This window comes from Microvirga ossetica (assembly GCF_002741015.1).
Lineage (GTDB): Bacteria > Pseudomonadota > Alphaproteobacteria > Rhizobiales > Beijerinckiaceae > Microvirga > Microvirga ossetica.
The window spans coordinates 2,777,044-2,798,097 of the sequence record NZ_CP016616.1 but is presented as its reverse complement, the minus strand read 5'-3'; the positions used below and the strand labels follow the sequence as shown (position 1 = coordinate 2,798,097).

The window sequence follows — 21,054 nt, the reverse complement described above, 5'->3', positions numbered from 1 at the left end:
GTCACTCAATTCCTTTTGCGATGAGAGGTACATCGCGATCCGCAAGCGCCTTTTCAAAGTGGTCGATCGCCGCCTTGAATTTGTCGCGGCAGCCGGGATTGCAGAAACCGACGACCTCGCCGCGATAGAGGGTGAGCGAATCCGCCGCGATCGGCTTTCCCGACCACGGGCAGGTCTCGTTGACCGCGTCCTCGATGCGCAATGTGTCGTCCGACATCCGTTTCATCCTCAACGCGAAACCCAAATGAAAGCGCGCCCGAGGGCGCATCGCGCTGTCGGACGTTGACCTCCAGCCTCTCGGGCTGGGCGGCGGCTCAAAAGGGCTCGCTCTACAGATTTGCGGTCAGCGCTTAAGGGGAAAAGGCGGCGGAGTCAAGGAAAGAGGCTGAAACGGAGAGGCTTGAGGCTTATGTGGCATCCCGGACGGAACGCAGCATTTCTTCCCTCCCCCTTGCGGGGAGGGATCGAGGGTGGGGGTCGGAAAGTCGGAGCGTCGCGTTTCATCAAGAAAGCCTGAAGACCGCGACAACGCCCCCCTCTCCCGTGCGGGAGAGAGAGGATCGCATACCTGCGCAACCTCTCACTCAGTCGCACCACCCCCACCCCTGCCCCTCCCCGCAAGGGGGAGGGAAACACGCGCTTCATTCTGCAACCCGATCCCGGATCGGCTTTCACCGTCCGGGATGACGCTGCGGCCTCTTGCCGATCGGCCCCCGCATCCCCACGCTTAAAGCTTCACCACACACGATGCCCCGATGAACCGTCGCACCCTTCTCAAGGCCCTGGGCCTTCCCGCCCTCGCCGCCACCGGAGCCTTGGGCTGGATGAAAGCCGCCCGGGCGAGGAACCGCTATTACGAAGGCCCGGTCAGCGACCATTTCGACGGGGTGCGGTTCTTCTCGCCGGGACAGCCGCAGGACAAGGGATTTCTGGAACTCGCCCGCTGGCAACTCGGCGGGGGGCGTAAGGACTGGCCGGACAGCTTTCCGAGCCCGTTCCGTGACAAGCCGCCGGCCGAGGTGCAGGGCCTGCGCACGGCGCTCATCGGCCATGCCTCGTTCCTGATCCAGGTGGCGGGGCTCAACATTCTCACCGACCCGGTGTTTTCGGAGCGGGCGAGCCCGGTCTCCTTCGCAGGCCCGAAGCGCGTCAATGCACCGGGCATTCCCTTCGAGGATCTTCCGCCGATCCATGCGGTGCTGATCACGCACAACCATTACGACCATCTCGACACCGAGACCTTAGGGATGCTCTGGCAGAAACATCGCCCCAAGATCGTCGCGCCGCTCGGCAACGACGCGGTGATCCGGGCCGAGCATCCGGAGATCCCGGTCGAGACGCGGGACTGGGGCGGCTCGGTCGATCTGGGCCGCGGCGTCATGGCCCATATCGAACCCGCCTATCACTGGTCGGCGCGGGGCATCAACGACCGGCGCATGGCGCTGTGGTGCGCCTATGTGCTCACCACGCCGGCCGGCACGATCTACCACATCGGCGATACCGGCTTCGGCGACGGCAAGATTTTTCATGCCATGCGCGAGCGCTTCGGCAAGCCCCGCCTCGCGCATCTGCCCATCGGCGCCTATGAGCCGCGCTGGTTCATGGAACCGCAGCACATGAACCCGGAGGACGCGGTGAAGGTGCTGCGGATCGTCGAGGCGGAGCAGGCGCTCGGCCACCATTGGGGCACGTTCCGGCTCACCAACGAGGGCGTCGACGAGCCGCCACAGGAACTGACGGCGGCGCTCCAGGCAGCCGAAATTCCAGGCGACCGGTTCAGGCCGTTGCGGCCGGGCGAGGCGTGGACGCCGCCAGCGTGAGGATCGCCCCCTCCAGCCCCTGGGGATTGTCGACAAGGCAGGCGGCGCCCGCATCCTTCAGCTCTTGCCGGGAGCCGTAGCCCCAGGTGACGCCGATGGACGCGATGCCGTTGGCCCTGGCGCCGATGGCGTCGTGCTTCCGGTCGCCGATCATGACGGCGCGCGCCGGATCGAAGCGCTCCCGGTCGAGGATGTGCCGGATGAGATCGCTCTTGTCGGCATTGCGGTTGTCGGGCTCCGCGCCGTAGATCTCGACAAAGGAACTGGAGAGATCGAAATGATCGAGGATCCGCCGCGCGAAGACATTCAGCTTCGACGTGGCCACGTAGAGGCGAAGGTCCCGTTCCTGAAGCTGACGCAGCAAAGCGGGAATGCCCGCATAGACCTCGTTCTCGAACAGGCCGACATCGCTGTAGCGCTCCCGGTAGAGGCGCACGGCCTCCTGCACGTCATGCGTTCCGCCCAGAAGCTCGGTGAACCCGGCTATCAGCGGCGGCCCGATCATCCAGGTCAGAGCATCCGCCTCGGGAACGGGGCGTCCCAGCCGCTCGAGCGCATATTGAACCGAGCGCGTGATGCCCACTTTCGGATCCGTCAGGGTTCCGTCGAGGTCGAAGAGCGCGATCATTCTTTCGGCTGAACGTAGATGTTCACCTCGAAATTGGTGTCCTGCGAATCTGTGAAATCGCTCACGTATTCCTCGATGAAGGCGTCCTTGGCCACGATCTCCTTGATGTCGAGATAGGCCGTGATGGTCTCGTAGGTGCCGTCGATCTCGTCATAGGCGTCCTTGTGCACGAAGCGGAAGGACTTGCCCTCCGGCGTGCGGCCGAACTTGATCTCGGGGGTGAGTTCGGTCTTGCCCTCGGGCACCTTTGCGATCGGCACCATCGCCTCGTATTTGAAGCCGTTGTCGTCGGTGTCGACGAAGATCGTCAGCGGCCGGCCAGCGGGGTCGATCCCCGCCTTCTTCATCGCGCCCTCGATCTTGGCGAAGGCGTTTTTCAGGTTGTCGAACGCCTCGTCCCAGGTGCTGGTGCCCGAGAACACAACCGTGGGTTTGGAGAGCAGCACGCCCTCCTCCACGCCGGTCGGATCGCTCGGGCCGGGGAAGAGGGTCGCACGATCGGCCTGCTGGACCGGCGCGGGCGTCGCAGGGACGGATGCCGGGGGAGTGGCCGGCGCCGGGCTCGGAGCGGATTGCGCCTGCGGTACAGCAGGGGGCGTAGCGGGTGCAGGTGCCGCCGGCGCTTCGGAAGCAGCGGGTGGCGGGGAGGCGGCCGGGGGCGTCTGCGCGAAGGCGACGCCCGAGCAGAGGGCAAGAACGAGGAGAACACCAGAAAAGCGCAGCCGCATGGGAAGGACGCCTTGACCCGAATCAGGAGGGATAATGTGCTGCACCATAAGAGGCTTTCTTGGCAGCGGCGAGAGCATCCGGAGGCAGCGACGGGACGTCTTTAAGGCGACCTGACCGGACATTGCGACGATGCGGCGAACAGAGAAGCGCGATCCCCCTCGCGATTTTCGGCGTTTTGCGCCATATACGGCCCCATGAACGCCCTTTCTAACAGCCGCTTCCTGAAAATGAACGGTCTCGGCAACGAGATCACCGTGCTCGACCTGCGCGGCTCGAGCCATCGCGTGCATGCGGCGGAAGCGCGCGCCATCGCGGCCGATCCCCGTTCGCGCTTCGACCAATTGATGGTGCTGCACGACCCGGTCACCCCCGGCACCGACGCCTATATGCGCATCTACAACACGGACGGCTCGGAATCCGGCGCCTGCGGCAACGGCACCCGCTGCGTCGCCTGGGCTATGATGGCCGATCCAATCATGAGCCGCCCGGTCGAGGGCGACCTCGTTCTCGAGACCGAGGCCGGGCTTCTCCCTGTGGAGCGCGTCTCGGACAATGTCTTCACCGTCGACATGGGCCCGCCGCGCCTCGCCTGGAACGAGATCCCCTTACGCGATCCCTATCCGGACACCCGCACCATCGCCCTCGACACGTCGCTGCCCGAGGCGCCCGAGCTTCAGGGCCCGTCGGCGGTGAGCATGGGCAACCCACATGTGATCTTCTGGGTCGACGACGCACTCGCCTATGATCTTGTCGCCATCGGCCCGGTCTTCGAGCATGATCCGGCGCTGCCGGAGCGCGCCAACATCTCGTTCGCTCAAGTGACGAGCCCGGAGCATATCGTTTTGCGCGTCTGGGAACGCGGCGCCGGCGCGACCCGCGCCTGCGGCTCCGCCGCCTGCGCAACGCTCGTGGCAGCCGCACGCAAGGGCCTGACCGGCCGCAAGGCCGCGGTGACGCTTCCGGGCGGCGATCTCGTCATCGAATGGCGCGAGAGCGACGACCACGTGCTCATGACCGGCCCGACCGAGCTGGAGCACGAGGGCACCCTTTCGCCTGCCCTCTTCACCGAGGTGGCGTGATGGCGGTCGAGGTCGTCACCTTCGGCTGCCGGCTCAATACCTACGAGTCGGAGGCGATGCAGCGCCACGCGCAAGACGCGGGGCTTGGCGAGGTGGTGATCGTCAACACCTGCGCCGTGACGGCCGAGGCGACGCGCCAGGCGCGCCAGTCGATCCGCAAGCTCGCCCGAGAGAAGCCGAACGCCCGCATCGTCGTGACAGGCTGCGCCGCGCAGGTCGAGCCTGAAACCTTCGCCGCCATGCCGGAGGTGTCGCAGGTCGTCGGCAACCACGAGAAGATGAAGGCCGAGACCTGGGCCGGCATGCGCGATTTCGGCGTGGGCCAAAGCGAAAAGGTTCTCGTCAACGACATCATGGCGGTGAAGGAAACCGCAGTCCACCTCATCGACGGCATGCGCGGGCGCACCCGCGCCTTCATGCAGGTGCAGAACGGCTGCAACCATCGCTGCACCTTCTGCATCATCCCCTATGGCCGCGGCAATTCCCGTTCCGTGCCGATGGGCGTCGTGGTGGAACAGGTGCGCACCCTCGTCGAGCACGGCTCGCGCGAAGTTGTGCTCACCGGCGTCGACATCACCAGCTACGGCAAGGACCTGCCCGGCGAACCGAAGCTCGGCACCATGGTGAAGAGCCTCCTGCGCCACGTGCCGGAGCTGGAGCGGCTGCGCATCTCCTCCATCGACTCGGTCGAGGCGGACGACGATCTGCTCGACGTGATCGCCACCGAGTCCCGTCTGATGCCGCATCTGCATCTCTCATTGCAGGCCGGCGACGACATGGTGCTGAAGCGCATGAAGCGCCGCCATCTGCGCAACGACGCGATCGCCTTCTGCGAAGAGGTGAAGCGCCTGCGTCCCGACATGGTCTTCGGTGCCGACATCATCGCGGGCTTTCCGACGGAAGACGAAGAGATGTTCGCGCGCTCCCTCGACATCGTCGAGGAATGCGGGCTGACGCATCTCCACGTCTTCCCCTTCTCGCCCCGCCCCGGCACCCCCGCCGCGCGCATGCCGCAGGTCGCCCGCGACGTGGTGAAGGACCGGGCGCGGCGGCTGCGCGCAAAGGGCGAGGCGGCGTTGCTGAAGCATCTCGGCGGGGAAATCGGCGCAAGACGCAACGTGCTGATCGAATCGAACCAGCTCGGCCGCACGGAGGGCTTTACGCTCGTGCGCTTCGACAGGCCCATGACCCCGGGCGAGATCGTGCCCGCGACCATTGCCGGCCATGACGGCAAGGAATTGCTGGCGGCATGACCGACTGTCATCCCGGAGGGGCACAGCGGAGATTCGGGATCGCATGCAGAATAGAGCACTGTCATTCCGGGGCGCCACAGGCGAGCCCGGAATCCATAACCGCTAGTGCCCGAAGCTATGAAGCTGCGGTAGCCGTACAGCTTTCTTGAGTTCCTTCGTGTTTATGGATTCCCGCCTGCGCGGGAATGACAGTGTCGAGGTTCAGACGCCTATTTGGGTAACGATCCCGGATCGGCTTCGCCGTCCGGGACGACGCCGCAGGATTGCACCCGCTCCCGCATATGCTCCGGCACCGGCGCCTCGACGGTGATCGGCGGCTTCTTCGGATAGAGAGGCACGGTGACGCTCCGCGCGTGCAAATGCAGACCCGGTCCACCGAAGCGTGGGGCCGTGCCGTAGATCGGGTCGCCGAGGATCGGAAAATTCATGGCGGCGCAATGGACCCGCAGCTGATGGGTGCGGCCGGTGATCGGGCACAGTTCGAGCAGGGTGAGGCCATCCCCCCGCCCCAACACCGTCCACTTTGTCAGCGAGGGCTGGCCCTTGGGATCGACCTTCATCCACCAGCCGCGCTCGGGCGATTTCGGTGCGAGCGGGAGATCGATCTCGCCCTCGTCGGCCTGAGGCCCGCCCTCGACCACGGCCCAATAGACCTTGTCGACCTCGTTCTTGCGGAAAAGCTCGTTCAGCCGGGCGATGGCCTTGGGGTGGCGCCCGAGCACGAGGCAGCCGGAAGTGTCCTTGTCGAGGCGGTGCGCCGCTTCAGGCCGGCGCGGCAAACCGAAGCGGAGGGCGTCGAGATGGTGAAACAGGGTCTCGCCGCCCTTTGGGCCGGGATGCACCGGCAAGCCGGCCGGCTTGTCGATCACGAGCATCAGGGCATCGCGATAGAGCAATCGGCTTACTATCTCTTCCGCATTCATGATGCCTCGGCTAGAGCATCGGACCCAAAAGTGGAACCCACTTTCGAGATCCATTCGATGCTTACGCTTAATGATGGCGCATCGTTGGGTGCGGAAAATTCCCACTTTTCCGCACGATGCGCTATGAGGCACGCACGTTAAATCAAGCACAGCGTTCATAAAGCAAAGCGAGACCCATGGCCGAAACGAAGCCCGACAAGCCCGGATTCCTCTCCCGTCTGTTCGGGCGCAAGGCCGAGGCCCCCGTGGCTCCCGCACCGTCGCCGGAGACCCCACAGGCCGGTGGCCTACCGGAGGCCGGTGGCCTGCCGGAGGCGATGCCCTCGCCGCCCGCGAATGCCGCGAACGACCTGACGGCCGCTCCCTCGACGGTCACCTCCGCCTCTCCCGACACGCCGGAGGAGAACAAGACAGCGCCGGAGCTGGCAGGCGCCGATCTGCAGCCCATCGAAGGCCTCGATCCCGAAGGCGCGGCGCCGCTGGAGCCGCTGCCGAGCATCGTCACCGAGGCGGGTCCCGTGCTGCGCTCGGACATCGCGGCCGCGGATGTGCCGGTCCCTGAGCCCGCTCCCGCCGAGGTCGTCCCCCCTCTTGCACCGGAACCCGATGTCCCGGCGCCCGCCGCGGCCCCGGCGCGCGGCTGGTGGCAGCGCCTGACGGAGGGCATGCGCCGCACCTCCTCGTCCCTGTCGGACAGCGTCACCGGCCTGTTCACCAAGCGCAAGCTCGACGATGCCACGCTGGAGGAGCTCGAGGACGCCCTGGTCCAGGCCGATCTCGGCGTGCCCACCGCCATGCGGATCACGGAAGCGATTGCATCGGGGCGCTACAACAAGGAAATCTCGCCGCAGGAGGTGAAGGCGATTCTGGCCGGCGAGGTCGAGAAGGCGCTTCAGCCCGTCGCCCAGGCGCTGACCGTCGATCGCGAGAAAAAGCCCTTCGTCATCCTCATGATCGGCGTGAACGGCGCGGGCAAGACCACCACCATCGGCAAGCTTGCCCAAAAATTCCGTCAGCAGGGCCTGAAGGTAATGCTCGCCGCCGGCGACACTTTTCGTGCCGCCGCCATCGAGCAGCTGAAGGTGTGGGGCGAGCGGGTCGGCGCATCGGTCCTCGCCCGCGAGCAGGGCTCGGATGCGGCGGGCCTGGCCTATGACGCCCTCCAGGAAGCGAAGGCCAACGGCACCGATGTTCTCCTCATCGACACGGCCGGGCGCCTGCAGAACAAGGCCGGGCTCATGGCCGAGCTCGAAAAGATCGTGCGCGTGGTCAAGAAATTCGACCCGAGCGCCCCGCACGCCACGCTGCTCGTGCTCGACGCGACGGTGGGCCAGAACGCCATCAGCCAGGTCGAGCTGTTCCGGAAGTCTGCCGGCGTCACGGGCCTCGTGATGACCAAGCTCGACGGCACGGCCCGCGGCGGTATCCTGGTGGCGCTCGCGGCCAAGTTCGGCCTGCCGGTGCATTTCATCGGCGTCGGCGAAGGGGTCGAGGACCTGGAGCCCTTTACCGCACGGGATTTCGCAAAAGCCATTGCCGGGCTCGAGGGATGACAGCGCTGCGGCAATGCCGAGCCACGACCTGAGTCCCGCTTCCCATAAAAATGTTCTAGAAGAGACCGCATGACCGACGCCAAGCGCCTCCCTCCCCTGCTCAAGCTCGCCCTGGAGCTGGGCCCGCTCGCCCTGTTCTTCCTCGGCAATGCCTATGGCGACCGGTTCGGTTTCCCGGAAGGCCAGCGCATCTTCGCGGCCACGGGCATCTTCATCGTGGCGACCCTCGTTGCCCTTGCCATCAGCTATGGGCTCACCCGCAAGCTGCCGATCATGCCGGTGGTGTCGGGCATCGTGGTGGTGGTGTTCGGCGGCCTCACCCTGTTCCTGCAGGACGAGACCTTCATCAAGCTCAAGCCCACCATCGTGAACACGATGTTCGGGCTCGTGCTGCTCGGCGGCCTCTATTTCCGCAAGCCCCTGCTCCAGATCGTGCTCGACAGCGTGTTCGAGCTCACCGAAGAGGGCTGGCGCAAGCTCACCTTGCGCTGGGCGCTGTTCTTCTTCGCGCTGGCTGCGCTCAACGAGATCGTCTGGCGCACGCAGACCACGGATTTCTGGGTCAGCTTCAAGGTCTTCGGCATCATGCCGCTCACCATCGCCTTCGCCCTCGCCCAGACGCCGCTGCTGCTGCGGCACGAGGTGAAGAAGGCAGGAGAGGTTTAAACACCCTCGACACTGTCATTCCGGGGCCGCGCAGCGGAGCCCGGAATCCATATCCGCTAACGGCGCAGAAGAAAGTTTCAACGCTGATCACGCCTTCCTGGGACGTGGTGTTTATGGATTCCGGGCTCGGCTCTGACAAGCCGCCCCGGAATGACAGCGCGATTATCCTCACCCCGCCGGCTTCATCAGCACCATCTTGCGCGTGACGCCCGGCAGCGGTTCGCATTCAACCTCGGACCAAAGCTCCTCCTCGCCAGCCGCCATGACGGTTTCCTGGGAGGCCAGGAGCTCGCAGCCGGCCGCCTTCGTCGCCTGCTCGATGCGCGAGGCGATGTTGACCGTCTCGCCGACCACGGTGAATTCGAGCCGGCTCTCATCGCCCACCACGCCGCAGAACACGTCGCCCGTGTGAACGCCGATGCCGAGGCGCACCGGCGGGTTGAAGCCGCGCTTGGCGTTCCAGCGCTCGATCAGGGTCAACAGGGTCTGACCGCAGGCAAGCGCGCGCCTCGCATCGCCCTCCTGTGCCGCCGGCACGCCGAAAAGGATGAGCGCCCCGTCGCCGGTGAACTTGTCGATGACACCGCCGTGGCGCGAGGCCGCCCTCAGGACCCGCCTGCGGAAAGAGGTGATGAACACGGCGAGCTGCGCCGGCTCCATGGTCTCGCCGAAGGTTGTCGAGGCGCGGATGTCGACGAAGAGCAGGCTCACCGGAATGCGCCGTCCCTGGCGCAAAGACGCGAAGGCCTGATCGGTGAGGATCGGCGCGAGCTCGCGCGGCAGGTAGCGGGTGAGCGTGACGCGCAAGGTCGTCTCGCGCACGGCCCGCTCCAGCATCAGCCGCCCCTGGCGCGCCACCAGGATCAGGATCAGGCCTGCGGCGAAAACCATGACGATACGGATCATGTTGGCCTGCGCCGAGAACAGGCCTCCCATGGCGGAGAGGTCCTGCTGACGCTCCTCCAGGCTCAGCATGTCGCCGCCGAAGGCGAGCAGCGACAGGCCCACGACATAGACCGCCGCTACGAAGACCTGCAGTCGGGGCTGGTAATGGATGGCGGCGGCGGCCATGGTGATCGGCACCACCCAGGCGACCGGAAAGACGGAATAGAAACCGCCGGGAACGCCTAAGCCCCAATGGCTGTAGCCGAGGTTGCCGAGGACCAGGAAGGCGTCGAGCAAAGCCGTGATGATCGGCAGACTCTGGATGGCGATCCGCTTCGAGGCGAGCCAGGCTCCGACCCAGCCCACCATCCCGAATAGGGCCAGGGTCAGCTCCGCGGCCCAGATCTGCTTGACCGCCATGGGGTTGGTGAAATCGATGCTAGCGGTTGCGACCACCACCGCCAGCAGCAGCAGCCCGCCGGTGATGATGCGCGCGACCCCTGCCCGCTGCAGCGCGCCGGTATCGGCCTCGCGGATCAGCCGGTGCGTGGCATCGCTCAGCACGGGGGTCGTGCGCAGATTGTCGAGCAGACCGAGGGTGGCGCGGATGCGGGATCGAGGGGTCACAGGTTTCCTTCTGTTCTCCAGAATTGATATGGTCAGGTCTACACCTGACTCAACGCGCATTACCGATTGGTTACGCCATTCCTTCCTGCCGGTCAGGCCCGGCATCATCCCCGCATGTCACAGGAATATATGGTCCATGGACGAGACCTTCCAAGCAATCACCATCTATGTGGATGCCGATGCATGCCCGGTGAAGGCCGAGATCTACCGGGTCGCCGCACGTCACGGCCTGAAGGTCTTCGTGGTCTCGAATTCCTTTTTCCAGGTGCCGCAGGATCCGCTGATCGAGCGCGTGGTGGTGAGCAGCGGCTTCGATGCCGCCGACGATTGGATCGCCGAGCGCGCCGGGCGCGGCGCCATCGTGATCACCGCCGACATCCCGCTGGCCAGCCGCTGCGTGAAGGCCGGAGCCGAGGTGATCGGCCCGACCGGAAAACCCTTCACGCAAGCCTCCATCGGCATGGCGCTCGCCACCCGCAACCTGATGGAGGACCTGCGCGCCATGGGCGAGGTGACGGGCGGGCCGAAGGCGTTTTCGCCAAAAGACCGCTCGGCCTTCCTCTCGGCGCTGGACGTGGCGATCAACCGGCTCAAGCGCGCGGGGTTTGGCGCAGCTTCTCCTTGAACGCCCCAAAATTCTCCGGCGTCAGGGGCCCGATATGCTTGTGGCGGATGGTGCCGTCGGGGCCGATGATGAAGGTTTCAGGCACGCCGTAGACGCCCCAGTCGATGGAGGCGCGGCCGTTCGGATCGACGCCGACGGCCGCATATGGGTTGCCGAGCGTGCCGAGGAAGCGGCGGGCGTTGTCGGGATTGTCCTTCTGGTTGATGCCGACCACGCGGATCGACGGGTCCCTGGCGAGATCGACCAGGAGCGGATGCTCCTGGCGGCAGGGTGCGCACCACGACGCCCAGACATTCACCACCGTCACGCGGCCCTTGAGATCCGCGTTCGAGAAGCCGGGCACGGGCTGGCCGTTGGCGAGCAGGCCTTCGAGCGGCGCGAGGCTGAAGACCGGGACCGGCTTGTCGATCAGGACCGAAGGCACCTCGGCGGGATTGCGGCCTGAGATCAGCTGCACGCCGAAGAGCAGCACCAGCGCGACGAAGACCAGCGCCGGCAGCAGAAAGAGCAAGCGCGAGCGCGGGCGCTCGACGGCCTCAGCCATGGCGCGACCTCCGGCCGATGCCGCGCGCTTCGAGATCGGCCAGCGCGCGCACCTGGATGCGGTGGTCGATGACGGCGCGCAGGATCAGGCCGGTCATGACCAGAGCCGTCAGGACATAGGAGAACGCGATGAAGAATGTGTGCGACATTGTTTAAGCCGCCTGTACGTCGAGGCGCTCGGCCTCGAGGATGGTGAGCGTGCGCACCCGGCGGCGCAGGATCTCCGTGCGCATGCCCGATAGATGCAGGGCCACGCCGACGAGGGTGAAGGCGAGCGCCATGATCAGCAGCGGCACGAGCATGGAGGCATGGATCGTCGGCCCGTCGAGGCGGAACACGGCGGCCGGCTGATGCAGGGTGTTCCACCAATCGACCGAGAATTTCACGATCGGCACGTTCACCGCGCCGACGAGGGTGAGGATCGAAACGGCGCGCGCGGCGCGGTTCGGCTCCTCGATGGCGCGCCAGAGCGCCAGGATGCCGAGATAGATCAGCAGCATCACCAGCATGGAGGTGAGCCTGGCATCCCATTGCCAGTAGGTGCCCCACATGGGCTTGCCCCAGAGCGAGCCGGTGACGAGGCAGATCAGGGTGAAGGCGGCACCGATGGGGGCTGCCGCCTTCTGCGAGACGTCAGCCAGCGGATGGCGCCAGACCAGGCTGCCGAGCGCCGACGATGCCATGATCATGTAGAAGAACAGGGACAGCCAGGCCGCTGGCACATGGATATACATGATCTTGACCGTCTCGCCCTGCTGGTAATCGGCGGGCGCCGTGAACCAGACCATGTAGAGACCGACCGCCATGAGCAGCGCCGCCAGCCCGCCTATCCACGGCAGCAGCGCGCCGCTGAGGCTCATGAAGCGGGTCGGATTGGCAAGCTCTCGGATCATGGGCTCGATGTAGCGGTCTCGGGCTGCGCCTGCAACGGAGAGAACGCCGCAAGCCGCATAACGTTTTCGACAGGACGCGAGGCTTTTAGGGGCATCCGACGGCGTTGGGCATTCAGGACATATGCGTAGGAGCCTGGCCGCGGCTTCCTCAGCACTCGGATAGGTAGGGCGCGGGTTCACCTCTCCTTGAGGGAGAGGTCGCGCCGGAGGCGCGGGTGAGGGGTTACGCCTTATTCGGATAGACCTGTGCCCCCTCACCCTCGCTGCGCTCGACCTCTCCCCACTGGGGAGAGGTGAATCGCTGTAAGAGCGTGTTCCCAAGTGGAGAAGGGCAGTGCTCCGACTTTCCGACCCAACCCTCGATCCCTCCCCGCAAGGGGGATGGAAGAAGAACCTGCCCTTCATCCGCCATGCGAACCGGCCTATAGTCCCGCATCACTGTTGCGGAGCGATCATGCGTCCTGGTTTTCCGAGCCTCATCGGCCTTGCTCTTCTCGCCTGCCCCGCCGCGGCGCAGGACATCGCCTTGCGCCTGCCGGTGGCGTGTGAGATCGGGCGCGACTGCTTCATCCAGCATTACGTCGACCGCGACCCGTCGCCGGCGGTGAGCGATTACCAATGCGGCACCCTCACCTATGAGGACCATAACGGCACCGATATCCGGATTCCGACCATGGCCGCCCAGAAGGCCGGCGTCGATGTGGTCGCGGCCGCTGACGGCAAGGTGCTGCGCGTCCGCGACGGAGTCGAGGACGTCTCGATCACCGGGCGCGGGCGGGAGAGCGTCGCCAACACCGAATGCGGCAACGGTGCGGTGGTCGATCACGGCAATGGCTGGGAAACGCAATACTGCCATATGGCCAAGGGCAGCCTCGCGGTGAAGCCAGGCGATGCGATGAAAGCCGGCGACCGGATCGGGCGGATCGGGTTGTCCGGCATGACCGAGTTTCCGCATCTGCATTTCACCCTGCGCAAGGACGGCAAGCCGGTCGATCCCTTCGCCTATGGCGCGCCGGAAAAATCCTGCGGCGGCGGCAAGTCCCTGTGGGAGGCCTCGCTCCAACGGGCGCTGGCCTATCAGGGCGGCAGCGTGCTGAACAAGGGTTTTGCCACCGGCCCCGTGACGATGGATGGTATCGAATCGGGCGCGGCCGGGCAGGAGATTCCGACGACGAAATCGCCGGCCCTCGTGGCCTATGTGCGCGCCATCGGGCTCAAAGGCGGCGACGTGCAGACGCTGACCTTAGTTGATCCCGACGGCAAGCCGATCGCCCAGAACAAGGCCCCGCCGCTCGACCGCGCCAAGGCGCAGTGGATGGCCTTTGCCGGCATCAAGCAGCCGGCCGGTGGCTTTCGCCCCGGGCTTTACCGGGCGATCTACCGCGTCGAGCGCGACGGCAGGCCCGCCATCGAGCAGGCCTTCGGGATTACCTTACGCCCGTGACGCCCTCGTGCACCTCGCGGCTGTCGGCGGGCGCCTCCGCGCGCTCGGTCAGGCCGTAATCGCGGATCACCGCCGCCACCCGCAGACGGTAATCGCGAAAAACGCCGGCGCGGCCAGCGCCCTGCGTCGAGCGATGGGAGGGCAGGTTGCGCCAGGCCCGCACCGCGTCCTCGTCGCGCCAGAACGACAGCGACAGGAGTTTCCCGGGCTCGGTGAGGCTCTGAAAGCGCTCCACGGAGATGAAGCCGTCCATGCCCGTCAGGTCTGAGCGGAGCGCCGCAGCGAGGCCGAGATAATCCCGCTTGCCGTCCTCTCCATCGGGCCAGACTTCGAAGATCACCGCGATCATGGCTTGATAAGCTCCGCATGAGGCGCCGAGGCGAGCCGGAGAAAGATCCGGTCCTCCCGGCGGATGAACTCTTCTCTTTTAGCGAATTCGTAATTGGCGCGCCCTGCGGAATCGTTCTTCAGGCGGGCGCGATAGGCCTCGTATTCGGCCAGGCTCCCGATGTTGTAGACGCCATACGCCGTGGTGGCGGAACCCTCATGCGGCGCGTAATAGCCGATCAGATCGGCGCCGCAGCGGGGAATGGCTTGGCCCCAGTTGCGGGCATATTCGTTGAAGGCGTCCACCTTGAACGGGTCGATCTCGTAGCGGATGAAGCAGGTGATCATCTGAAAAATCCTGTCTGTCGAAAGCACGCTCTTTTCTAGCCGATTGCCCGACGTCGATGGTTCGGCTATGATCGAAGTATGAAGGAAGGTCCCGTCATCGCCTCCGTGGCCGCGCTTCTCGGCGATCCGGCCCGGGCCAACATTCTCACCGCCCTCATGGACGGGCGCGCGCTCACCGTGAGCGAACTCGCCGAGGCCGCGGGCGTCACGCTCCAGACCGCGAGCGGCCATCTCGCCAAGCTCGATGCGGCGAACCTCCTCGTCGCGGAGAAGCAGGGGCGGCACCGCTATTTCCGGCTCTCGGGGCCGGACGTGGCCCAGGTTCTCGAGGCCCTGATGGGCCTCGCCCAGCGCACGGGCGCGACCCGCGTGCGGACCGGCCCGAAGGATGCGGCGCTGCGATCCGCCCGCGTCTGCTACGACCACCTCGCCGGCGAGCGCGGTGTCGCGATGCTGAATGGAGCGCAGCGGCAGGGTCTCCTCTCGGATCGCGAGGATCTCGCCCTGACCGGCAAGGGCCGCACCTTCTTCGCCGATTTCGGGATCGATCTGGCCGCGCTGGAGAAGGGCCGCCGCCCGGTCTGCCGCGCCTGCCTCGACTGGAGCGAGCGGCACAGCCATCTCGGCGGCGCGCTCGGCGCCGCGATCCTCAACCGGCTGATCGAGAAGCAGTGGGTCCGGCGCGATGCCGGCCGTGTGCTCACCTTCACCCGCGAAGGCGCGGAGGGGTTCGACGCGGCGTTCGGCCCGGCATAGGGACGTCGTTTACAGCCGCTTCTCGAACCAGTGGTGGGCATAGGGCTCGCTGTTGAAGGGCGCGACCTCCTCGTAGCCTTCCTGGCGATACAGCGCCTGAGCCTCGGTCAGGGTACGGTTGGTTTCCAGATGCAGCCGCGCAAGGCCGACCTCGCGCGCCATTTCCTCGAGCCTCCGCAGCACTTTTCGCGCGATCCCGAGACCCCGCGCGGAGGGCGCCGTCCACATGCGCTTGATCTCGCCGGTCAGGGCGTCGGACACCTTGAGGGCCCCGCAGCCTGCAGGCTGTCCGTCGAGCCAGGCGACCACGAAAAACCCCGCCGGGGGCGTCATCTCCGCGACGCTCGCAGAATTGCTCCGGGCCGGGTCGAAGCCGATCTCGAAGCGTTCGGCGAGCTCCCTGAAATACTGCTCCAGGCAGGATTGCGCCGCCGCACTGTCCGCTGCCTCGAACCGCAGCTCCACCGCGCCGGCCCGCAACAGGCGTTCGACCTCGGCCATGGCCTGGATGAGACGTTCGCGCTGCGGCGGATCGAGAGGCGCGAGGAAGGAGGCCGCCAGTTCGTCGGAAAGCGTGTCATAGGTGTCCCGCTCGGCCTGCCCCTTCGGTGTCAGGGCGGCCCGTCGGACCCGGCCGTCAGCCTTTCCGCTTCCCATCTCGACAAGCCCCTGCCCTTCGAGCGCGCGCAGCAGGCGGCTGACATAGCCCGAATCCAGCTTGAGCCTGTCGCGTAAGGTCCGCACCTCGATGCCGTCCGGCCCGATCTCGTGCAGAAGCCGGGCCTGTCCCAAGGGGCGGCCGCGCCGGAGATAGCTCTCCTCCAGCGCACCCACATGCTGCGTGACGATGCGGTTGAAGCGGCGCACCTGCTCAATCTGACGCTCGATCATTCTCTGACTTTAGTCAGAGAATTGGCATGGTGCAATGGCGGCTTTCGATCCCTAGAGCTGGTTCCACTTGCGTGGAATCATCTCTCTTCTTTGGTTTGCCGCATTTTTTTGCGGCGAACCGGATCCGCTTCGCCGAAAAATGCTCTAGCCGAGACGGTACGTCTCGACCGTCTCGAATCCCAGCGATCGATAGAGGCGAAGCGCCCCGGACGGGTTGTCCGCATCGACCTTCAGATCGACGGAAGGAACGCCTCGCTCGGCAAAGGCGCGGAAGACATGGCTCAGCAGGGCCGCACCCAGGCCCTGACGGCGCATGGCGGGATCAACGGCGAGATCCTTGACGAAGGCGCTCGTCCAGCATTGCGCGACGCCGACGAGCTCATCCTGCTCGTTCGCCGCCAGGAAGCACAGCGTCGGATCGTATTCCGAATCGTCCCGCAAGCTCGGCCACCAGATCGCGAAGGGCTCCACATAGCCGCCGCCTTGCGCATAGGCCTTCACAAGCAGCGCGTGGACCTTTTGCGCATGCCGGTCGGGCTCGAACGGCACGAGCCGGATGCCCGCAGGCCAGAGGGGCTCCGGAATGGCATCCGCCAGCGAGCGGCGCATCCGAAGGACGAGACGTTCCGGCATCCGGCTACTCCCCCGACCGCAGGGCGGCGGCCGCGCCCACCGTGCCGACCACGGCCGCGATCAGTGACAGGGCGACGAGCACCAGGAAGGGCGTCATGAACGGGATCGTGCCGCCGAGCGCCGCATTGGCGGCCGAGACCCCGAAGATCAAGGTCGGGATCATGAAGGGCAGGACCAGGATCGCCAGGATCAGCCCGCCGCGCCGCAGCGACGAGGTCAGCGCCGCACCGACTGCGCCGATGAAGGTGAGCGCCGGCGTGCCGACCAGAAGTGTCGCCACCATGGCGAGCATGCCTTCCGGGGAAAGAGCGACGAGCAGGCCGAGGAACGGCGCGGCGATGGCGAGCGGCAGCCCCGTCACGAGCCAATAGGCCAACACCTTCGCCAGCACCACGATCTCCAGCGGCGCATGCGAGAGACGCAGCAGGTCGAGGGAGCCGTCCTCCTGATCGGCCTGGAACAGCCGGTCGAGGCCGATCAGGGTTGCGAGCAGGGCCGCGATCCACAGGATCGCCGGACCGATGCGTGAGAGAAGATTCAGATCGGGCCCGAGCGCGAAGGGGATGAGCGTCACGATCATCAGGAAGAAGATGAGGCCCATGACGCCCGAGCCGCCGACACGGGCGGCAAGCTTCAGGTCGCGGATCAGGAGGGCGTTGAAGGAGCGGATCATTGTCCCTCTCCCCCATCTGGATCGGGTGTTCCCGATCCAGACTTTCTTGATGCCCAAGTCGGGAACACCCGACTTGGGTGCGGGAGAGGGTGGCCCGGAGGGCCGGGAGAGGGGACGTCCGGACTTGAATACTGCCCCCCTCCCGCCTCGCTCCGCTCGGCACCCTCCCCCGCAGAGGGGGGAGGGAGAAGGCGCTCGATCTGGATCTCCTTCGCATCCTGCAGGAACAGCGGCGAATGGGTCGTGGCCGCGATCATGCCGCCGCTCTCACGATGGCGTTCGAGAATGACGCGCAGGGTTTCCTGGGAGGCGGTGTCGAGAGCGGCGGTCGGTTCGTCGAGGAGCCAGAGCGGCCTATGAGCGACGAGCAGCCTGGCCAGCGCCACCCGGCGGCGCTGCCCGGCCGAGAGATAGGCCACGGGCAGGCGCGCGGCATGGGCGAGGCCCACCGCGTCGAGCGCCTCGCGCGCGGTGAGCGCCGGGTTTCCGAGGAAGTCGCGGGCGAAGGCGAGGTTTTCTTCCGCCGTGAGCGCCGATTTGAGGGCATCCCTGTGCCCGATATAGTGCAGGCATTCGGGCAGGGTCCGCTCGCCGGCACCCTCGAGGCGGATCGCCCCCGCTTCAGGGTGCAGGCGGCCCGCCAGGATGTCGAGCAGGGAGGATTTGCCGGCGCCGTTGCGGCCGGTGATCACCACGGCCTCGCCGGGCGCAAGGGTGAATGAAACGCCCGCGAAGATGCGGCGTTCTCCCCGGGTACAGGCCAAATTGTTAACGCTGAGACGCAAACTGCTTAGACCCCTGCCCTGATTGCACCCCGGAACGGTTCTAATCCGTGTAGCGGGATGGTTCGAAATGATCTATAGCACCCCTGGCTGCGCCGCGCGCCAAGGCGTCCAATCCGCCTCGCGCGCTTACTCACCTGTCCGGGCACCCCCGGAGCGGCGCGCGCTTATCGCGCTTTCGGCCGAACAAACTGTTCGTAACCCAAATGCACGCGAGGATTCGCCGTGACGCTCAACAACAGCTTCAATGCCCGCCAGACCCTTCAGGTCGGTGACAAGTCCTATACCTATTACTCCCTCGTCGAGGCCGAGAAGAACGGCCTGAAAGGCGCCTCGAAGCTGCCCTTCTCCATGAAGGTGCTGCTCGAGAACCTTCTGCGCTACGAGGACGGCCGCACGGTCACCAAGGCCGATATCGAGGCCGTGGCCGCCTGGCTCGACAACAAGGGCAAGGACGAGAAGGAAATCGCCTACCGCCCCGCCCGCGTCCTGATGCAGGACTTCACCGGCGTTCCGGCGGTGGTGGATCTCGCCGCCATGCGCGACGCCATGAAGAACCTCGGCGGCGACCCGCGCAAGATCAACCCGCTCGTGCCCGTCGATCTCGTCATCGACCATTCGGTGATCGTCGACGAGTTCGGGACGCCGAAGGCCTTCGACCGCAACGTGGAGCTGGAATACCAGCGCAACGGCGAGCGCTACCGCTTCCTCAAGTGGGGCCAGACCGCCTTCGAGAACTTCTCCGTCGTACCCCCGGGCACCGGCATCTGCCACCAGGTCAACCTGGAATTCCTGTCCCAGACCGTCTGGACCCGCAAGGACACCGCGACCGGCGAGGAGACCGCCTATCCGGACACCCTCGTCGGCACCGATTCGCACACCACCATGGTCAACGGCCTCGCCGTCCTCGGCTGGGGCGTGGGCGGCATCGAGGCGGAGGCCGCCATGCTCGGCCAGCCGGTCTCCATGCTCATTCCGGAAGTCATCGGCTTCAAGCTCACCGGCAGGCTGAAGGAAGGCGTGACCGCGACCGACCTGGTGCTCACCGTCACCCAGATGCTGCGCAAGAAGGGCGTGGTCGGCAAGTTCGTGGAATTCTACGGCCCCGGCCTCACCGACATGACGGTCGCCGACCGCTCGACCATCGGCAACATGGCACCCGAATACGGCGCCACCTGCGGCTTCTTCCCGATCGACGACAAGACCATCGCTTACCTGCGCACCACGAGCCGCACCGACGAGCGCGTCGCTCTCGTCGAGGCCTATGCCAAGGCGCAAGGGATGTGGCTTTCCCCCGACATGGCGGACCCGGTCTTCACCGACACTCTCGAGCTCGATCTCGGCGACGTGGTTCCCTCCCTTGCCGGCCCGAAGCGCCCGCAGGACCGCGTGACCCTCGACACCGCCAAGCCCGAGTTCCTCGGCGCGATGGAGAAGGAGTTCCGCAAGGCCGGCGAGATCGGCAAGCGCGTGAAGGTGGACGACGCCAATTACGATCTCGGCCACGGCGACGTGGTGATCGCGGCGATCACGTCGTGCACCAACACGTCGAACCCGAGCGTGATGATCGGCGCCGGCCTTCTCGCCCGCAACGCGGTGAAGAAGGGCCTGACCTCCAAGCCGTGGGTGAAGACCTCGCTCGCGCCCGGATCGCAGATCGTCGAGGAATATTTCAGGAAGGCCGGCCTCCAGGGCGACCTCGATGCGCTCGGCTTCAACCTCGTCGGCTTCGGCTGCACCACCTGCATCGGCAATTCGGGCCCGCTGCCGGAAAACATCTCGAAGGCGATCAACGACAACGACCTCGTCGCCGTGTCGGTGCTCTCGGGCAACCGCAACTTCGAGGGCCGCGTGAACCCCGACGTGCGCGCCAACTACCTCGCCTCGCCGCCGCTTGTGGTGGCCTATGCGCTCGCCGGCTCCATGCTGGTGGATCTCGTCAACGATCCGCTTGGGCTAGGCTCGGACGGAAAGCCGGTCTATCTCAAGGACATCTGGCCCTCCTCCGTGGAAGTGCAGGAGTTCATCGACCGCACGATCACAAGCGAGCTGTTCAAGACCCGCTACGCCGACGTGTTCTCGGGCGATGCCAACTGGAAGAAGGTCACCTTCGAGCCCGGCCTCACCTATACCTGGCCGCCCGGCTCGACCTATGTGCAGAACCCGCCCTATTTCGAGGGCATGACCAAGGATCCCAAACCCGTCACGGATATCGTGAACGCGCGCATCCTCGGCCTCTTCCAGGACTCGATCACCACCGACCACATCTCGCCTGCGGGCAACATCCGGGCGGCCTCGCCGGCCGGCAAGTATCTGCAGGAGCACCAGGTCGCGGTCGCCGACTTCAACCAGTACGGCACGCGGCGCGGCAACCATGAAATCATGATGCGCGGCACTTTCGCCAATATCCGCATCAAGAACCAAATGGTGAAGGACGAGAGCGGCCACGTGGTCGAGGGCGGCTACACGATCCATCATCCCTCGGGCGAGCGGATGTTCATCTACGATGCCGCCATGCGCTACAAGGACGAGGGCGTTCCGCTCATCGTTCTCGCGGGCAAGGAATACGGCACCGGCTCGTCCCGCGACTGGGCGGCCAAGGGCACGGTCCTGCTCGGCGTGCGCGCCGTGATCGCCGAGAGCTTCGAGCGCATCCACCGCTCGAACCTGGTCGGCATGGGCGTTGCGCCCTTCGTGTTCGAGCAGGGCACCTCGTGGGAGACTCTCGGCCTGAAGGGCGACGAGACCATCACCATCAAGGGCCTCGCCGGCGAGATCAAGCCGCGCCAGCGCATGGAGATGGAAGTCACCTCCGCCGACGGCTCGGTGCGGCTCGTGCCGGTCCATTGCCGCATCGATACGCTCGAGGAAGTCGAATACTTCCGCAACGGCGGCATCCTGCACTACGTCCTGCGCCAGCTTGCGGCGTAACGTGTATAGCAAAACGCCCGCTCTTCGGACGAGGAGCGGGCGTCA

The 21,054-nt window shown here is 66.0% G+C and carries 22 protein-coding genes and 1 pseudogene; 9 read left to right on the top strand and 14 right to left on the bottom strand.

The window, feature by feature from the left end; all coding sequences use genetic code 11:
- Window position 1: 1 nt before the first annotated feature.
- Window positions 2–226 carry a glutathione S-transferase gene (locus BB934_RS13220; protein WP_472436438.1) on the bottom strand — a complete coding sequence of 75 codons (225 nt, stop codon included), beginning with the start codon at window positions 224–226 and terminating at the stop codon, window positions 2–4.
- 529 nt (window positions 227–755) lie between these two features.
- On the opposite strand from BB934_RS13220, the gene BB934_RS13215 reads away from it, so the two are divergent.
- On the top strand, window positions 756–1,820 hold the full coding sequence (locus tag BB934_RS13215) for an MBL fold metallo-hydrolase (protein WP_099510049.1): 1,065 nt from the start codon (window positions 756–758) through the stop codon (window positions 1,818–1,820).
- Here the strand turns inward: BB934_RS13215 and BB934_RS13210 are convergent.
- Together BB934_RS13210 and BB934_RS13205 are read right to left on the bottom strand one after the other, a co-directional pair.
- Window positions 1,777–2,448 carry an HAD family hydrolase gene (locus tag BB934_RS13210; RefSeq protein ID WP_099510048.1) on the bottom strand — a complete coding sequence of 224 codons (672 nt, stop codon included), beginning with the start codon at window positions 2,446–2,448 and terminating at the stop codon, window positions 1,777–1,779. The genes BB934_RS13215 and BB934_RS13210 overlap by 44 nt on opposite strands.
- Window positions 2,445–3,176 (bottom strand): GyrI-like domain-containing protein, encoded by a 732-nt coding sequence (locus tag BB934_RS13205; protein ID WP_157934159.1) that lies wholly within the window; start codon window positions 3,174–3,176, stop codon window positions 2,445–2,447. The genes BB934_RS13210 and BB934_RS13205 overlap by 4 nt, the downstream gene beginning before the upstream one ends.
- 195 nt (window positions 3,177–3,371) lie before the next feature.
- Between BB934_RS13205 and dapF the strand changes: the two genes are divergently transcribed.
- Window positions 3,372–4,256 carry a diaminopimelate epimerase gene (dapF, locus tag BB934_RS13200; protein ID WP_099510046.1) on the top strand — a complete coding sequence of 295 codons (885 nt, stop codon included), beginning with the start codon at window positions 3,372–3,374 and terminating at the stop codon, window positions 4,254–4,256.
- Complete coding sequence (gene mtaB / locus BB934_RS13195) at window positions 4,256–5,509, top strand: tRNA (N(6)-L-threonylcarbamoyladenosine(37)-C(2))-methylthiotransferase MtaB (protein ID WP_099510045.1); 1,254 nt, start codon at window positions 4,256–4,258, stop codon at window positions 5,507–5,509. The genes dapF and mtaB overlap by 1 nt, the downstream gene beginning before the upstream one ends.
- A gap of 209 nt (window positions 5,510–5,718) precedes the next feature.
- On the opposite strand, the gene BB934_RS13190 is transcribed toward mtaB, so the two are convergent.
- Window positions 5,719–6,432, bottom strand: coding sequence for an RluA family pseudouridine synthase (locus BB934_RS13190; protein ID WP_099510044.1), 714 nt, complete (start codon window positions 6,430–6,432; stop codon window positions 5,719–5,721).
- A gap of 176 nt (window positions 6,433–6,608) precedes the next feature.
- On the opposite strand from BB934_RS13190, the gene ftsY reads away from it, so the two are divergent.
- Together ftsY and BB934_RS13180 are read left to right on the top strand one after the other, a co-directional pair.
- Window positions 6,609–7,985, top strand: a complete 1,377-nt coding sequence (ftsY, locus tag BB934_RS13185) for a signal recognition particle-docking protein FtsY (protein WP_099510043.1) — start codon at window positions 6,609–6,611, stop codon at window positions 7,983–7,985.
- A gap of 69 nt (window positions 7,986–8,054) precedes the next feature.
- On the top strand, window positions 8,055–8,651 hold the full coding sequence (locus BB934_RS13180; protein WP_099510042.1) for a septation protein A: 597 nt from the start codon (window positions 8,055–8,057) through the stop codon (window positions 8,649–8,651).
- Window positions 8,652–8,819: 168 nt separating this feature from the next.
- Here BB934_RS13180 and BB934_RS13175 read toward each other — a convergent pair whose 3' ends face one another.
- The gene (locus tag BB934_RS13175; RefSeq protein ID WP_157934158.1) at window positions 8,820–10,163 is read right to left on the bottom strand and encodes an adenylate/guanylate cyclase domain-containing protein; all 1,344 of its coding nucleotides are present in this window, start codon (window positions 10,161–10,163) and stop codon (window positions 8,820–8,822) included.
- A 136-nt stretch (window positions 10,164–10,299) separates the two neighbouring features.
- Between BB934_RS13175 and BB934_RS13170 the strand changes: the two genes are divergently transcribed.
- Window positions 10,300–10,788, top strand: a complete 489-nt coding sequence (locus tag BB934_RS13170) for a YaiI/YqxD family protein (protein WP_099510040.1) — start codon at window positions 10,300–10,302, stop codon at window positions 10,786–10,788.
- On the opposite strand, the gene BB934_RS13165 is transcribed toward BB934_RS13170, so the two are convergent.
- Genes BB934_RS13165 through BB934_RS13155 form a run of 3 tightly spaced genes read right to left on the bottom strand, consistent with a single transcriptional unit; the run spans window position 10,754 to window position 12,224 of the window.
- On the bottom strand, window positions 10,754–11,332 hold the full coding sequence (locus tag BB934_RS13165) for a DsbE family thiol:disulfide interchange protein (protein ID WP_099510039.1): 579 nt from the start codon (window positions 11,330–11,332) through the stop codon (window positions 10,754–10,756). The genes BB934_RS13170 and BB934_RS13165 overlap by 35 nt on opposite strands.
- Entirely contained in the window at window positions 11,325–11,480 is a 156-nt protein-coding gene (gene ccmD, locus BB934_RS13160) for a heme exporter protein CcmD (protein ID WP_099510038.1), read from the bottom strand. Before ccmD ends, BB934_RS13165 begins: the two co-directional genes overlap by 8 nt.
- Window positions 11,481–11,483: 3 nt before the next feature.
- A complete protein-coding gene (locus tag BB934_RS13155) occupies window positions 11,484–12,224 on the bottom strand; it encodes a heme ABC transporter permease (RefSeq protein WP_099510037.1) in 741 nt (246 codons plus the stop codon).
- 454 nt (window positions 12,225–12,678) lie between these two features.
- Between BB934_RS13155 and BB934_RS13150 the strand changes: the two genes are divergently transcribed.
- Window positions 12,679–13,668 carry a M23 family metallopeptidase gene (locus tag BB934_RS13150; RefSeq protein WP_099510036.1) on the top strand — a complete coding sequence of 330 codons (990 nt, stop codon included), beginning with the start codon at window positions 12,679–12,681 and terminating at the stop codon, window positions 13,666–13,668.
- Here BB934_RS13150 and BB934_RS13145 read toward each other — a convergent pair.
- Window positions 13,652–14,017, bottom strand: coding sequence for an antibiotic biosynthesis monooxygenase family protein (locus BB934_RS13145; RefSeq protein WP_099510035.1), 366 nt, complete (start codon window positions 14,015–14,017; stop codon window positions 13,652–13,654). The genes BB934_RS13150 and BB934_RS13145 overlap by 17 nt on opposite strands.
- On the bottom strand, window positions 14,014–14,343 hold the full coding sequence (locus tag BB934_RS13140; RefSeq protein WP_099510034.1) for an NIPSNAP family protein: 330 nt from the start codon (window positions 14,341–14,343) through the stop codon (window positions 14,014–14,016). Before BB934_RS13140 ends, BB934_RS13145 begins: the two co-directional genes overlap by 4 nt.
- A gap of 78 nt (window positions 14,344–14,421) precedes the next feature.
- Between BB934_RS13140 and BB934_RS13135 the strand changes: the two genes are divergently transcribed.
- Window positions 14,422–15,099: an ArsR/SmtB family transcription factor gene (locus BB934_RS13135; protein WP_099510033.1), complete on the top strand. Its 678-nt coding sequence runs from the start codon at window positions 14,422–14,424 to the stop codon at window positions 15,097–15,099.
- A gap of 9 nt (window positions 15,100–15,108) precedes the next feature.
- Here the strand turns inward: BB934_RS13135 and BB934_RS13130 are convergent, their stop codons facing one another.
- From BB934_RS13130 to ccmA, 4 genes and pseudogenes are all read right to left on the bottom strand, one after another.
- Complete coding sequence (locus BB934_RS13130; protein WP_099510032.1) at window positions 15,109–15,990, bottom strand: bifunctional helix-turn-helix transcriptional regulator/GNAT family N-acetyltransferase; 882 nt, start codon at window positions 15,988–15,990, stop codon at window positions 15,109–15,111.
- Between the two features lie 144 nt (window positions 15,991–16,134).
- Window positions 16,135–16,623: a GNAT family N-acetyltransferase gene (locus tag BB934_RS13125; RefSeq protein ID WP_099510031.1), complete on the bottom strand. Its 489-nt coding sequence runs from the start codon at window positions 16,621–16,623 to the stop codon at window positions 16,135–16,137.
- Window positions 16,624–16,627: 4 nt separating this feature from the next.
- Window positions 16,628–17,296 (bottom strand): heme exporter protein CcmB, encoded by a 669-nt coding sequence (gene ccmB, locus BB934_RS13120; RefSeq protein WP_099510030.1) that lies wholly within the window; start codon window positions 17,294–17,296, stop codon window positions 16,628–16,630.
- Window positions 17,297–17,478: 182 nt separating this feature from the next.
- Window positions 17,479–18,081, bottom strand: a pseudogene (gene ccmA, locus BB934_RS13115) (heme ABC exporter ATP-binding protein CcmA); the annotation flags it as partial.
- Window positions 18,082–18,303: 222 nt separating this feature from the next.
- On the opposite strand from ccmA, the gene acnA reads away from it, so the two are divergent.
- A complete protein-coding gene (gene acnA, locus BB934_RS13110; RefSeq protein ID WP_099510028.1) occupies window positions 18,304–21,009 on the top strand; it encodes an aconitate hydratase AcnA in 2,706 nt (901 codons plus the stop codon).
- Window positions 21,010–21,054: the final 45 nt, after the last annotated feature.